The organism is Vibrio sp. B172a (genome assembly GCF_030248355.1).
In the GTDB taxonomy this organism is placed as follows: domain Bacteria; phylum Pseudomonadota; class Gammaproteobacteria; order Enterobacterales; family Vibrionaceae; genus Vibrio; species Vibrio owensii.
In genome coordinates, this window is record NZ_JAHGAC010000013.1 from 109,205 (window position 1) to 123,677 (window position 14,473).

11 protein-coding genes are annotated in these 14,473 nt (G+C 46.7%); 7 read left to right on the forward strand and 4 right to left on the reverse strand.

The features are described from left to right. Positions 1 to 12: 12 nt before the first annotated feature. Complete coding sequence (locus KIT90_RS14395; RefSeq protein ID WP_285377240.1) at positions 13 to 654, forward strand: DUF2959 domain-containing protein; 642 nt, start codon at positions 13 to 15, stop codon at positions 652 to 654. Positions 655 to 743: 89 nt separating this feature from the next. Here KIT90_RS14395 and KIT90_RS14400 read toward each other — a convergent pair whose 3' ends face one another. Together KIT90_RS14400 and typA are read right to left on the reverse strand one after the other, a co-directional pair. After that, positions 744 to 1,298, reverse strand: a complete 555-nt coding sequence (locus KIT90_RS14400) for an AAA family ATPase (protein WP_285377241.1) — start codon at positions 1,296 to 1,298, stop codon at positions 744 to 746. Positions 1,299 to 1,371: 73 nt separating this feature from the next. Next, on the reverse strand, positions 1,372 to 3,201 hold the full coding sequence (gene typA / locus KIT90_RS14405) for a translational GTPase TypA (RefSeq protein WP_005434522.1): 1,830 nt from the start codon (positions 3,199 to 3,201) through the stop codon (positions 1,372 to 1,374). Between the two features lie 529 nt (positions 3,202 to 3,730). Between typA and glnA the strand changes: the two genes are divergently transcribed. The 6 genes from glnA to add all read left to right on the forward strand — a co-directional run bounded on the left by glnA (position 3,731) and on the right by add (position 12,336). After that, on the forward strand, positions 3,731 to 5,140 hold the full coding sequence (gene glnA, locus KIT90_RS14410) for a glutamate--ammonia ligase (protein ID WP_045482798.1): 1,410 nt from the start codon (positions 3,731 to 3,733) through the stop codon (positions 5,138 to 5,140). A gap of 158 nt (positions 5,141 to 5,298) precedes the next feature. Beyond that, on the forward strand, positions 5,299 to 5,880 hold the full coding sequence (locus tag KIT90_RS14415) for a DUF4124 domain-containing protein (RefSeq protein WP_285377243.1): 582 nt from the start codon (positions 5,299 to 5,301) through the stop codon (positions 5,878 to 5,880). 106 nt (positions 5,881 to 5,986) lie between these two features. Next, positions 5,987 to 7,057 carry a nitrogen regulation protein NR(II) gene (gene glnL, locus KIT90_RS14420; protein ID WP_032803151.1) on the forward strand — a complete coding sequence of 357 codons (1,071 nt, stop codon included), beginning with the start codon at positions 5,987 to 5,989 and terminating at the stop codon, positions 7,055 to 7,057. A 60-nt stretch (positions 7,058 to 7,117) separates the two neighbouring features. Then, positions 7,118 to 8,521: a nitrogen regulation protein NR(I) gene (gene glnG / locus KIT90_RS14425; RefSeq protein WP_009707980.1), complete on the forward strand. Its 1,404-nt coding sequence runs from the start codon at positions 7,118 to 7,120 to the stop codon at positions 8,519 to 8,521. A 112-nt stretch (positions 8,522 to 8,633) separates the two neighbouring features. Next, positions 8,634 to 11,180, forward strand: coding sequence for an EAL domain-containing protein (locus tag KIT90_RS14430; protein WP_285377246.1), 2,547 nt, complete (start codon positions 8,634 to 8,636; stop codon positions 11,178 to 11,180). 151 nt (positions 11,181 to 11,331) lie between these two features. Continuing rightward, complete coding sequence (gene add / locus KIT90_RS14435; RefSeq protein WP_285377247.1) at positions 11,332 to 12,336, forward strand: adenosine deaminase; 1,005 nt, start codon at positions 11,332 to 11,334, stop codon at positions 12,334 to 12,336. Positions 12,337 to 12,404: 68 nt separating this feature from the next. On the opposite strand, the gene hemN is transcribed toward add, so the two are convergent. Both hemN and KIT90_RS14445 read right to left on the reverse strand, forming a co-directional pair. Beyond that, complete coding sequence (hemN, locus tag KIT90_RS14440) at positions 12,405 to 13,796, reverse strand: oxygen-independent coproporphyrinogen III oxidase (RefSeq protein ID WP_285377248.1); 1,392 nt, start codon at positions 13,794 to 13,796, stop codon at positions 12,405 to 12,407. A 185-nt stretch (positions 13,797 to 13,981) separates the two neighbouring features. Beyond that, complete coding sequence (locus tag KIT90_RS14445; protein ID WP_005434536.1) at positions 13,982 to 14,470, reverse strand: DUF2489 domain-containing protein; 489 nt, start codon at positions 14,468 to 14,470, stop codon at positions 13,982 to 13,984. Positions 14,471 to 14,473 lie beyond the last annotated feature (3 nt).

The following is a 14,473-nucleotide window of genomic DNA, read 5'->3' on the forward strand; positions in this document are numbered from 1 at the left end:
GAGGACATAAGAATGCCTTATTTATTAGCAATTGTACTATCAATTTTCACTTTGACAGGATGTCAGTCCGCATATTATTCAGCAATGGAACAAGTGGGTTACCACAAACGTGACATTATGGTTGATCGCGTAGAAGACGCCAAAGAATCGCAACAAGACGCACAAGAAGAGTTCACCAGCGCGCTAGAAGCCCTTTCTGCTCTAACCAACTTTGACGGCGGTGAACTAGAAAGCGTCTACAACAACATTAACGATAAATACGAAGACAGCGAAAAAGCGGCGCAAGATGTGCGCGACCGCATTGCTGCAATTGAAGATGTATCGAATGCTCTGTTTGAGGAATGGCAAGGCGAATTAGACCTGTACACCAGTGCGAAACTACGTCGCTCTAGCGAACAAAAACTGCGTGAGACGAAAGCATCTTACAAAACCATGCTTAGCGCGATGAAGCGTGCAGAAGACAAGATGACGCCAGTATTGAACACGCTGCGTGACAACACGCTTTATCTGAAGCATAACTTGAACGCAAGCGCGATCGGTTCATTGAAAGGCGAATTTTCTAGCCTAGAGAAAGACATTCAATACGCGATTAAGCAGATGAATGCTGCGATTGCTGAGTCAGATAAGTTCTTGCAACAGCTGAATCAAAAGTAATTCGATAAAGCCTCCTCCTCGTGAGGAGGTTTTGCTATCTAGTGACCAAACTCAGTTCTTCGCTAGGTGAGTTGAATACCTACCGAGCTCTAATCACCTTCCTCACCTTCTACCTCGACCACTAGGTCCATTACTTGCCGAACAAACGCCACTCGCTCTTCCACACTTCCCCATGGTACTTCGACTACTTCGTAACCCAGTTCCGCATAGGTATCAACTAGGGTTTGATGGATTTGTAGCGCTTCTTCAAAGCTATGTGGGCGCACATCATCTTGAACATAGATAGAGGCCTCAGGTCGACAAGTGAGCACCTTACATTGGTACCCAGCACTCTCGGTCAAGAAGGCTTGCTCAACAGGACAATCGCCAACTTGTAGGTATGCCACGATGTCTGGGATAGCACGGTCAACGAAAGCAACCTCATGACTCAGTGCTTCTTGCTTCTGCTTCCCCATCAACTCAAGGCATAAGTTGGCAAACTCAGGTAGGTTGGTCCAAGGCAAGACACCGTTGTCCAACTGACTTTGCTGCTCGATCAAGGTGCGAGAGCCCTCAGCAAAGGTGGCATAGCCCAACTCTCCCAACGCATTCAATAAGGTGGTTTTGCCCGCTCCGGGGCCACCCGTAATCACGATTGGCTTCATAGCCTCATTCCTTTAGATACAAAAAAACCCGAGCGAAACTCGGGTTTTTCTTAATAGAATCCGTTACAGCAAATTATTTTGCTGAACGTGAAGCACGCTTACGATCGCTTTCCGTTAGGAATTTCTTACGGATACGGATGCTTTCAGGTGTTACTTCTACTAGTTCGTCATCATCGATGAACTCTAGTGCTTGCTCAAGAGTCATCTTGATTGGCGGAGTAAGAACCTGAGCGTCATCTGTACCAGATGCACGAACGTTAGTTAGCTGCTTACCTTTCAGTGCGTTTACTGTTAGGTCGTTGTCACGGCTGTGAATACCGATAACCATGCCTTCGTAAACTTCAACACCGTGACCGATGAATAGACGACCACGTTCTTGTAGGTTAAACAGTGCGTTTGTTAGCGCTTTACCCATCGCGTTCGCGATTAGTACACCGTTAACACGTTGACCGATGTTACCGCCTTTGTGTGGGCCGTAGTGGTCAAATGTATGGTACAGAAGACCAGAACCTGAAGTCAGTGTCATGAACTCAGTTTGGAAACCGATAAGACCACGTGATGGCATTTCGAAGTCCATACGTACACGGCCTTTACCATCTGGAGACATGTCTTTCAGCTCACCTTTACGTAGGCCGATGTTCTCCATGATGCCGCCTTGGTGCTCTTCCATAACGTCGATCGTTACAGTCTCGAACGGTTCCATTAGCTGACCATCTTCTTCTTTGATGATTACTTCTGGACGAGATACAGCAAGCTCGAAGCCTTCACGACGCATGTTTTCGATCAGGATAGAAAGGTGAAGTTCACCACGACCTGATACACGGAATTTGTCTGGATCGTCTGTTTGCTCAACGCGTAGTGCAACGTTGTGTACCAATTCTTTCTCTAGACGCTCAAGGATGTTACGTGAAGTCACGAACTTACCTTCTTTACCAGCGAATGGAGACGTGTTTACTTGGAACGTCATCGTTACTGTTGGTTCATCAACAGAAAGCGCAGGTAGTGCTTCTACTGCGTTTTGTGCACAGATAGTGTCAGAGATTTTTAGCTCACCAAGGCCAGTGATTGCAACGATATCACCCGCATTCGCTTGCTCAACTTCGTGACGATCTAGGCCTAGGTAGCCCATTACTGTACCCACTTTACCGTTGCGAGTTTTACCGTCAGCACCGATAACTGTTACTTGTTGGTTTGGCTTAACGCTACCACGAGTTACACGAGCAACACCGATAACACCAACGTAAGAGCTGTAATCTAGCTGAGAAACTTGCATCTGTAGAGGACCGTCTAGGTCAACTTGAGGTGCCGTTACTTCTTCAACGATAGTTTGGAACAGTGGTTCCATGTTCTCGCCAGTTTCGCCTTCTTCTAGCGCAGCCCAACCGTTAAGTGCTGAAGCGTAAACTACTTTAAAGTCTAGCTGTTCGTCAGTTGCACCTAGGTTGTCGAATAGGTCGAATACTTGGTCCATAACCCAATCAGGACGAGCGCCAGGACGGTCAATCTTGTTGATTACAACAATTGGCTTAAGACCGTGAGCGAATGCTTTTTGAGTTACGAAACGCGTTTGCGGCATTGGGCCGTCAACTGCGTCAACGATAAGTAGTACTGAATCTACCATCGACATGATACGTTCTACTTCACCACCGAAGTCCGCGTGTCCTGGAGTATCTACGATGTTGATGCGGTAGTCATTCCAGTTAATTGCTGTGTTTTTAGCAAGAATGGTAATGCCACGCTCTTTCTCAATGTCGTTCGAGTCCATGACTCGCTCTTCAGCTTCACCGCGAGACTCTAGCGTGCCTGATTGTTGTAGCAGCTTGTCAACCAACGTTGTTTTACCGTGGTCAACGTGCGCGATAATCGCGATATTTCTTAATTTATCAATCTGTGGAGTAGCCATGGATATTGATTCACTTAGATAGATGAAATGCCCCCATGCCGAGAACGGGTGCTCTCTGGCGACATTTGCTGATTAAAAAAACGGCCATAATGTACCAGATTTTAGCAAAAAGCCTAGAAATATGTGATCTACTCCTTAGCTTTTCTATCAATTTTACGCTTAGCGCCCACTTTCTTCCGTTACTCGAATTGATTCAACGCAATTTTATTCCAATCGTTGCTTATTACAAATTGACTCTTGCTCAAAATCTGGGCTAGATAAGCAACGTGATTGTCACATTGTGGTGCAATAATTTAAATTAGCACCACAATGGTGCATTAATAGATCATTTTGGTGCAAACGTTTGCACCAAACTAGTATCTAAAAACTTAATTCCTTGAAATTAATGGAATAATTTTTTTGGCACGGTTTTGGCTTTAGAAAAACCAGCATCGATTAATAAAATGTCAAACAGATTAATCAATGCTGGATTTAATCAAATTTTCATAAATCGAGCTTACCGCTTTATTAACACTGGAGGTTATCCAAGATGTCAGTAGAAAACGTTTTATCACTGATCCAAGAAAACGAAGTTAAGTTTGTTGACCTACGCTTCACTGATACAAAAGGTAAAGAGCAGCACATCTCTATCCCTGCTCACCAAATCGACGCAGACTTCTTCGAAGAAGGTAAAATGTTCGATGGTTCATCAGTTGCTGGCTGGAAAGGCATTAACGAATCAGACATGGTTATGATGCCAGATGCATCTTCTGCAGTGCTTGACCCATTCACTGAAGATGCAACGCTAAACATCCGTTGTGACATCCTTGAGCCTGCTACAATGCAAGGCTACGACCGTGACCCTCGCTCTATCGCTAAGCGCGCTGAAGACTTCATGCGCTCTACTGGTATTGCAGACACTGTACTTATCGGTCCTGAGCCAGAGTTCTTCCTATTTGACGACGTTAAGTTCGCGACTGACATGTCTGGTTCTTTCTTCAAGATTGACGACGTAGAAGCAGCGTGGAACACAGGTTCTGATTACGAAGAAGGTAACAAAGGTCACCGTCCAGGCGTTAAAGGTGGTTACTTCCCAGTAGCTCCAGTAGATTCATCTCAAGACATCCGTTCTGCTATGTGTCTAGTAATGGAAGAGATGGGCCTAGTTGTTGAAGCGCACCACCACGAAGTAGCAACTGCGGGTCAAAACGAAATCGCAACTCGCTTCAACACGCTAACAACGAAAGCTGACGAAATCCAAATCTACAAGTACGTTGTACACAACGTTGCTCACGCGTTTGGTAAGACGGCGACATTCATGCCTAAGCCACTAGTTGGTGACAACGGTAGCGGTATGCACGTTCACCAATCTCTAGCAAAAGACGGTGTAAACCTATTTGCTGGTGACAAGTACGGCGGCCTATCTGAAACTGCTCTTTACTACATCGGCGGTATCATCAAGCACGCTCGCGCAATCAACGCATTTGCTAACCCATCAACTAACTCGTACAAGCGTCTTGTACCAGGCTTCGAAGCACCAGTTATGCTAGCTTACTCAGCGCGTAACCGTTCTGCTTCTATCCGTATCCCAGTGGTACCAAGCCCTAAAGCGCGTCGTATCGAAGTTCGTTTTGGTGACCCAGCGGCTAACCCATACCTATGTTTCGCAGCAATGCTAATGGCTGGTCTTGACGGTATTAAGAACAAGATCCACCCAGGCGAAGCGATGGATAAAGACCTTTACGACCTACCAGCTGAAGAAGCAGCAGAAATCCCAACTGTTGCATACTCACTAAAAGACGCACTAGAAGAACTAGATGCTGACCGTGAGTTCCTAACGGCAGGCGGCGTATTCTCTGATGACTTCATCGATTCTTACATCGGTCTTAAAGCTCAAGACGTCGAGAAAGTAAACATGACAACTCACCCACTTGAGTTCGAACTTTACTACTCTGTATAAGGTCTCAACTGTGTAAAATGTAAACACAGAAACAAAATATTAGGCTCGCCTCGCAGGCGGGCCTTTTTTGTATTCGCTCACCCTATATGGGCGTTTAACATGGAGGGATAACTAAAATACGCTCAAACGTGAAATCATCTATCAAAAGAAGGTGAGCAATGAAAGTTCAGCTTTTACCATCGCTATGTGCCTTAAGCGGCCTTTTAATGGCGTCCGCTATCTCATCACAAGTTGCCTATACTTGGGTGGATAAAAACGGCGTGGTGCACTTTAGCGACACCCCAAGCCAAGGTGCGAAAGCCATCTCTCTACCTAATCTAGAATCTAGTGCACCTGCACCAAAAGTAGAAAGTACCGAGTCTCTCGCCCCTCAAGCCAAAAACACATCAGAACCTCAAACCGATGAGAAACCAAAAGCAGACAAGCCTCTTCCGCTCTCCTTATCCATGCTGACACCGCAACATGATGAAACCATTCGCAGCAACCCTGGCGCTATCAATATCCAACTCGAAGCCAACCGCAAGCTAGGCATTGGTGAACAACTGCAACTCTTTCTTGATGGCAAGCCATATGGGGCGCCACAAAGCCGTTTAACTTGGCAATTGAATAACATCGACCGTGGAACTCATACCCTTGCGGTCCAAGCCAAAAGAAGCGGCAAGCTTATTGCATCTACTAGCCCTATAACGGTGCATTTACATAGAGCGAGTATCAAGCCGACCATTAAAGGGGCAAAGTAGAATATTAAGTGAAAAAAACCGCACTCTGATGGCGCTTTTCACTTTTTCTTCTGAGGTTTATTCGCCATACTTACGTTCTATTGCACCAATATAGTGCAGCGCACAAATACAACGCAAACAAGGACGTAATGTGGATACTAGTCTCTCCAGTGCCATTCTCAACAACATGGTGACAGCAACGCTGATTCTCGATGATGGATTAGCCGTTCGCTACGCCAACCCTGCGGCTGAGTTATTGTTCTCACAAAGCGCCAAGCGTATTGTCGAGCAGTCGTTGTCTCAGCTGATTCAGCATGCGTCATTGGATCTCGCGCTACTTACGCAACCTCTACAGAGCGGACAAAGCATCACGGACAGTGACGTGACTTTTGTGGTTGATGGCCGCCCTTTGATGCTAGAAGTGACTGTCAGCCCGATCACATGGCAGAAGCAGTTAATGCTGCTGGTTGAAATGCGTAAGATTGACCAGCAACGCCGCCTCACTCAAGAGCTTAATCAACATGCCCAACAGCAGGCGGCGAAGCTTTTGGTGCGTGGTTTGGCGCATGAAATCAAAAACCCACTCGGCGGTTTACGCGGCGCAGCACAGCTACTGGAGAAAATGCTGCCCGATCCTTCTTTGACGGAATACACCCACATCATCATTGAACAAGCCGACCGCTTGAGAGCATTAGTCGATCGCTTGCTAGGACCTCAAAAACCGGGCAAAAAGACCCAAGAGAACCTACACCAAGTGCTTGAAAAAGTGCGTCAATTGGTTGAGTTAGAGTCTCAGCATTCGGTTGTGATTGAGCGCGATTACGACCCGAGCTTGCCAGAGATTTTGATGGATGCTGACCAAATCGAGCAGGCGATGCTAAACATTGTTAGCAATGCGGCGCAAATCCTTTCTCACCAAGAGCATGGCAAAATAACCATACGCACCAGAACGGTGCATCAAGCCAATATTCATGGTCAGCGTTGCAAACTCGCGGCGCGTGTTGAGATAACCGACAACGGTCCGGGTATCCCGCCAGAACTACAAGACACGCTTTTCTACCCGATGGTCAGTGGCCGTGAGGGCGGAACAGGACTTGGCTTGTCTATTTCACAAAATTTGATCGACCAGCACAACGGCAAGATTGATGTCGAGAGCTGGCCAGGTCACACCACTTTTACAATTTATTTGCCAATCTGACTTGATTAAATGGCTTTTCGATTCGTCAGTTTTTAGGCTTTTGCTGCAAGGATTTATTACATGAGTAAAGGATATGTTTGGGTCGTCGATGACGACAGTTCGATTCGCTGGGTAATGGAGAAAACTCTCTCCTCTGCCAACATAAAATGCGAAACCTATGCGGACGGAGAAAGCGTGTTAATGGCGCTAGAGCGTGAAGTACCAGACGTTTTGGTCTCGGACATTCGCATGCCCGGTATCGATGGCTTGGAGCTGCTAAAGCAGGTTCAGCGTGATTACCCCGACCTACCCGTGATCATCATGACGGCACACTCCGATTTGGATGCGGCGGTAAACGCTTACCAAAAAGGCGCTTTCGAATACCTACCAAAACCATTTGATATTGACGAGACGTTAACGCTAGTAGAACGTGCGATAGCCCATAGCCAAGAGAACAAACGCGAGCAACTTCTACCTGACGATATCCCAACCGACACACCTGAAATTATTGGTGAAGCTCCTGCGATGCAGGAAGTGTTTCGCGCCATCGGTCGTTTATCGCGTTCTTCGATTTCCGTTCTGATCAACGGTGAGTCCGGTACCGGTAAAGAACTGGTTGCTCACGCCCTGCACCGCCACAGCCCGCGCGCCAACAAACCTTTTATTGCCCTCAATATGGCCGCGATCCCAAAAGACTTGATTGAATCGGAGTTGTTTGGTCACGAGAAAGGCGCGTTTACTGGTGCCAATAGCGTCCGCCAAGGTCGTTTTGAGCAAGCTAATGGCGGTACCCTGTTTTTGGATGAAATTGGTGATATGCCGCTGGATATCCAAACACGTTTATTACGTGTTTTGGCCGACGGTCAGTTCTATCGAGTCGGCGGCCACTCGCCAATTCGTGTTGATGTTCGCATCGTGGCGGCAACCCACCAAAACCTAGAAAAGCTGGTTCACGAAGGCGATTTCCGTGAGGATTTATTCCACCGTTTAAACGTCATTCGTGTACAGATCCCAGCGCTTAGAGAACGTAAGCAAGACATCGAAAAGCTGACGCAGCACTTCTTGGTTCGCGCAGCTGATGAGCTCGGCGTCGAAACCAAAACACTGCATCCATCTTCTGTCGAAATTCTTAACCGTCTCGATTGGCCGGGTAACGTACGTCAGTTAGAAAACATCTGTCGTTGGCTGACTGTGATGGCAAGCGGTAGCGAAGTCTTGCCAAGTGACTTGCCTGCAGAGTTGCTGGAAGAGAAGAAAATCGTCACCGAAGCCACCAGCGGCAGTTGGCAAGAACAATTAGCGGATTGGGCACGCCATGCGCTAGAAGCTGGGGATAAAGAACTGCTTTCCTACGCTTTGCCAGAATTTGAACGCATTTTATTGGAAGCGGCGTTAGAACACACTAAAGGTCACAAGCAAGATGCCGCTAAAGTACTTGGATGGGGACGCAATACCCTAACCCGGAAATTAAAAGAATTGTACTGATCTCGAACGGTTACGAGTTTGACAAATGGTTATCAAGCGCACACTTTTTCACTCGCTTGATAACCTAAGTGTCAGTACAATTATGGTACGACACCCCTTATGTGACTAGGCAATGTCAAACGCGACGACTCAAATTACACTACGCACTGCTGTTCTCATCCCATTTGTGATGATTTTTTTGCTGGCTATCGGTGTGATTGTCTACGTCCAAAAACAGAGCTACGAAGAAGTTGTTACCGACATCAGTGACAAACAACTTTCTGTCCTCACGGAGAGTGTTCACGACCACCTCAATGACTACCTGCGCAAGCCTTTCACTGCCGTTAATGCTCTAGGGCATAATGTCAGTTATCACAACCTTTACCACCCAAACGACACCAAAGACGTCCAAGCTTATCTACTTAGTGCCTTCAAAGACTTGTACCACTCGATGCCACAACTGGATGTGATTGCCTTTGGCTCAGAAACGGGTGACTTTACCGGCTTTCGACGTGAGTCTGCTGACGCCTATACCCTAATGGTGCAAGACCACCGAACCGATGGCAATTTAGTGATTTACGGCAGTGAAGAAATCAGTGACGACATTCGCACGGTTATTGCGTCGTATGACCCACGCACTCGCCCTTGGTATCAACCCGTAGCTCAAGATAAAAAGCCACATTGGTCACCGATTTACGCCAATGCTGACGAGCGCCAAGACATTACGCTATCTGCCATGACTCCGGTTTTTGAACAGGGTAAATTTGCAGGTGTGTTAGTAACTGATGTGCGCATTAATACCTTCAATCAGTTCCTACAAGAGCTTAAACAAGAAACCAACGCCTCTGTTTACATCATGGACCAAGCACATCGCTTAGTCGCTCATTCAGGGCAAGGCAGCGTGATTTCATGGGGAACAAAGTTTTCAGACAAAGGGCAGCGCCTGCTAGCAGAAGAAAGCATCGATCCGATTATTCAAATGAGTGCGGCTCGTGTAAGTGGACAATCACTCACTTACAGAGACCAACCCTACACATTCGAATTCGATTTTAATGGCCAACGTACCTTTAGCCGCATCACACCGTACTACGATGCCAATGGCTTAACTTGGTTTATTGGCACTTCAATCTCAGAAACAGAGCTACTCGGTACGCTTCCGAAAAGCCAACAAAAGAGTTGGATAGTCGGCTTTTTAGTTAGTTTATTTGGCATCGTTATTAGCATGCTGATATTCAATCGGGTTACTCGCCCGATCAATGCCACCGCAACAGCCGCACAGCATTTAGCCAAAGGGGATTGGGATAGCACCATGCCTAAGCCGGGCTACGTGTACGAAACCACCGTCCTGGTACAAGCCTTCAATGAAATGAAGGGAAATCTAAAAGCCTCATTTAAAGCGCTGCGTGAACAGCTTGAATTTGATTCTCTTACCCGCTTATACAGTCGCCAAGGTTTGATAGAAGTGAGCGAAACGTTGACTCATTCGAGCCAAGGTAGCTTGTATCTTATTGGGATCAACAAATTTAGGGATATCAACGACAGTATCGGCCATCACAACGGCGATCAGTTGCTGATTCATATTGCAGAGCGACTCAAACAGCAACTTCATGACGAAGCGACACTCGCTCGAATTGGTGGTGATGAATTTGCGGTATTCATGCCAACAACACACTCAGATGAAGACATCCGCTTGACCGAGCGACGCCTACAACAGCTGCTGGCAGCCCCATTTATGCTTGATGGTGAAACTGTGGTCATCAAGATTTCTGTTGGTGTTGTTCGCACACAACCAGAGCAAACCATGTCACTATGGCTGCGTAACGCCAGTATTGCGCTCAGCTATGCCAAACAAGATTCCCGCACCAGCGTTTGCCATTACAGCCCAGAGATGGCGAGTGCTTCTAAGTTCAGAACTCAAATGCTGGCGAAGATCCAGACGGGTATTGATAACCGAGAGTTTGTACCTTTCTATCAGCCGATCATTGACCTCGCGACGGGCAACATTTGTGGCGCGGAGGCATTGGCTCGCTGGCACAGTGAATCAGGCATGATTTCACCACTCGACTTCATCCCTATCGCAGAAGAAAGCGGCATGATCAAAACCATTGGTCAGCAAATCCTTTTCCAAGCTTGTAGTGACACTCGTAAAGCCATCGACAACAAACAATGGCCGCAAGACTTCCAACTGCACGTGAATGTGTCGGTTCATCAATTGTCGAGCCCTAACTTCGTCGAATCCGTTGCGAAAGTTCTGCACACAACTGACCTTTCAGCAAACAACGTGACGTTAGAGATCACCGAGTCGCGCATCATCGACAGCGCACCAACAACATTGGATAACCTTCTCAAACTAAGAGAGATGGGACTCGGTATTGCGATTGATGACTTCGGTACAGGATATTCGTCATTAGCTTACTTACATGCGTTGCCGTTTACCTGCTTGAAGATAGATCGCACCTTCATTAATCGCCTCACTAAAGAGAATCTAGACAGCTCTGTGGTTGCAGCGATCATCAACATTACCAAGGGCATGAAGACTAACGTTGTGGCAGAAGGGGTAGAAACCGCTGTGCAAGCACAATTGCTCAGCTCGCTTGGATGTAATCAAGTGCAAGGCTTCTATTACAGTCGCCCTATGCCGATGGAAGAATGGCCAACACATTTGGTTAACATGAAGTAGAAAACAACGGAAATCGTTGAATTCCTAGTCATCCTCTACTGACAATCTACCTAACTGTTATTTATACTTAACTGCAAATCTTCCCCATGTATTGTCATTGATAATGTTTGGGCTGAGTTCCTGTTCACAACAAACAACCCGGATCGACATAATGATAACTAAGAATCTTCCCCTAACTGATTTGCACCGTCACCTTGACGGTAACATTCGTACTAAGACTATTCTTGAGCTTGGTCAGCAATTTGGTATTGCTCTGCCTGCTTATGATATCGAATCGCTAACACCACACGTTCAAATTGTTGAAGCTGAGCCATCTCTTGTAGCCTTCCTTTCTAAGCTTGATTGGGGTGTGGCGGTACTGGGCGATCTAGACGCATGTCGCCGCGTTGCTTACGAAAACGTAGAAGACGCACTGAACGCGCAAATCGACTACGCCGAACTTCGCTTCTCACCTTACTACATGGCAATGAAACATAAACTGCCAGTGGCAGGCGTTGTGGAAGCCGTGGTTGATGGCGTGCAAGCGGGTATGCGCGATTTTGGCATCAAGGCAAACCTAATCGGTATCATGAGCCGTACTTTCGGTACTGATGCTTGTCAGCAAGAGCTGGATGCAATCCTTAGCCAGAAAGACCACATGGTCGCTGTTGACCTAGCTGGTGATGAGCTTGGCCAACCGGGTGATCGTTTTGTTTCTCACTTCAAACAAGTGCGTGACGCAGGTCTGAATGTGACTGTCCACGCTGGTGAAGCTGCGGGTGCAGAAAGCATGTGGCAAGCGATCCAAGAACTTGGTGCAACACGTATCGGTCACGGCGTGAAAGCAATTCACGACCCTAAACTGATGGACTACCTTGCAGAAAATCGCATTGGTATTGAATCGTGCCTAACGTCTAACTTCCAAACCAGTACGGTTGAGTCATTGGCAAACCACCCACTGAAGCAGTTCCTAGATTACGGCGTACTTGCGTGTTTAAACACGGACGATCCAGCAGTGGAAGGTATTGAACTGCCTTACGAATACGAAGTAGCGGCACCTGCAGCAGGCCTGACTCAAGAACAGATTCGCCAAGCGCAAATCAACGGTCTAGATATCGCTTTCCTATCAGATGCAGAGAAAACTGAGCTGAAAGAAAAAGTGAAAGATCGCGTTTAATTGCTGCGAAAGACATAAAAAATGCCAGCATCTGCTGGCATTTTTTGTATTCGAAATCTAATGAAAGACTAGATAACGCGAGAAAACTGCTGCTGACGCGCTTTCGCACGTAGGTACTTATCGAAGCACATACAGATATTGCGAATCAGAAGACGACCACGCAGGGTAACGCGAATTTCGCTGTCATCCACTTCTACCAACTGATCATTGATAAAGGTTTGCAGTAGACCTAAGTCTTCTTTGAAGTATTGATCGAACTGCACGCTAAACTCAGACTCAATCGCTGTCTTATCCAGCTTGAAGTTGCAGATAAGCTGTTTGATCACTTCACGACGCAACAAATCATCCGCATCCAGTGATACGCCTTTCCACAATGCATGGCGAGATTCATTCACTTGTGCGTAGTATTTCTTCAACTCTTTTTGGTTTTGCGCGTACGCATCACCAATCATTGAAATCGCAGAGACACCAAAACCAACCAAGTCACATTCACCTTGCGTCGTGTAACCTTGGAAGTTGCGATGCAAAATACCTTCACGCTGAGCCACAGCAAGCTCATCATCTGGCATCGCAAAGTGGTCCATACCGATGAACTGGTAACCAGCGCCTGTTAGCGTTGCGATGGTGTCTTGCAGAATCGCCATCTTCTCTTCCGCTTTTGGCAAATCATCGTCTTTAATCTTACGCTGTGCAGCGAACAATTGCGGCATGTGTGCGTAGTTAAACACAGACAAACGACCCGGTTGCATTTCTAGCACTTGCTCTAATGTTTTCGCAAAAGACGCCTTAGTTTGCTTCGGTAAGCCGTAAATCAAATCAAGGTTAGTCGAGCGGAAGCCAAGCTCCTTCGCACGAGCTACCATGGCAAAGATAAATTCTTCATCTTGCTCACGGTTCACAAGCTGCTGAACTTCTTTGTTGAAGTCCTGCACACCAATGCTCAGACGGTTGAAGCCTTCACCACGAAGGTGATCCAGCATGGTTAGCTCAATTTCACGAGGGTCAACTTCAATACTGATTTCCGCATCCGCACTAAAAGTGAACTCTTGGCGTAGCAAGTCCATCACACGTGTAATCTGCTTCTCAGATAGGAAAGTTGGTGTACCACCACCAAAATGCAATTGAGTCACGGTGCGCTCACCCAACAACGAAGCGCGTTGGCGAATCTCGTGCTCAAGCACATCTAGGTATTCGTCTGCTTTGTGCGAATGGCGAGTAATGACTTTATTACAGCCACAGTAGTAGCAAAGCTTATGACAGAACGGAATGTGAACGTACAGAGATAGCGGGCGTTCTGGGTAATGAGTGCATGCCATATCGTAGTCCGAGATGGTAAACGCTTCATGAAATTCCAGCGCAGTCGGGTACGACGTGTAGCGCGGACCAGAGTAGTTGTACTTATCCAACACCGCTTGATCCCAGACGATTTGCTGTTTCGATTCAGTATGTTGATTCGACATGGTGGTACTTTCCGTTAAATGCTAGGGAGACGTATATCGCCACCCGATATTCAGAAACCGCTATTTTGCCATACGACGATGGCAACTACGGTAGCCGTTGGCGGCTTTTTAAGTATAAAACCAAAGAAGTGCTAGCGTGATCACGATACCCCCAATGGTGATAGGGAAACCATCAGGGGTACGAATTAGATCATCTGAATATTGATTTGGTTATTCAGTGGCTGGACGTTTTTTTGCAACACTTTGAGCTCTTCGATGATCGCGTCCGTTAAGCGCTGCTCCGCTTTATGGCGATCTAAGTTTTGTTGCATACGCTCTTTCTTAGCAAGGTTCTGACGGTCTTCACCGCGCGCCATATCTTTCACAACATGATACAGCTCAGAAATCGCAGGGTATGTTTTATCAAAATCAACACGGTCTTCACCCTGAACATAGTCCATGATGTTGTAAACACGGATGCTGATTTCAGACAAATCACACTGACCTTGGATGCCTGCCTGACATAAGGTATGCACGTTCTCAAAAATGTTGGCGTTACGTTTATCGATCGCCAATTTTTTGTGCTTCAGCTGCAATTCCTTTTGCTTTTTCAATTGAAGCAGAAGGTAACCTGCATAAGAAGCCAGCGCGATAATGATCACTGCACCTGCAATCGCTAATAAGGTTACGTTCATGAG

Excerpts from the sequence above, each read along its gene's own strand:
- KIT90_RS14395 (WP_285377240.1), top strand. The coding sequence starts at position 13 with ATGCCTTATTTATTAGCAATTGTACTATCAATTTTCACTTTGACAGGA.
- hemN (WP_285377248.1), bottom strand. The coding sequence starts at position 13,796 with ATGTCGAATCAACATACTGAATCGAAACAGCAAATCGTCTGGGATCAA.
- add (WP_285377247.1), top strand. The coding sequence starts at position 11,332 with ATGATAACTAAGAATCTTCCCCTAACTGATTTGCACCGTCACCTTGAC.
- glnG (WP_009707980.1), top strand. The coding sequence starts at position 7,118 with ATGAGTAAAGGATATGTTTGGGTCGTCGATGACGACAGTTCGATTCGC.
- typA (WP_005434522.1), bottom strand. The coding sequence starts at position 3,201 with ATGGCTACTCCACAGATTGATAAATTAAGAAATATCGCGATTATCGCG.
- KIT90_RS14400 (WP_285377241.1), bottom strand. The coding sequence starts at position 1,298 with ATGAAGCCAATCGTGATTACGGGTGGCCCCGGAGCGGGCAAAACCACC.
- KIT90_RS14430 (WP_285377246.1), top strand. The coding sequence starts at position 8,634 with ATGTCAAACGCGACGACTCAAATTACACTACGCACTGCTGTTCTCATC.
- KIT90_RS14415 (WP_285377243.1), top strand. The coding sequence starts at position 5,299 with ATGAAAGTTCAGCTTTTACCATCGCTATGTGCCTTAAGCGGCCTTTTA.
- glnA (WP_045482798.1), top strand. The coding sequence starts at position 3,731 with ATGTCAGTAGAAAACGTTTTATCACTGATCCAAGAAAACGAAGTTAAG.
- KIT90_RS14445 (WP_005434536.1), bottom strand. The coding sequence starts at position 14,470 with ATGAACGTAACCTTATTAGCGATTGCAGGTGCAGTGATCATTATCGCG.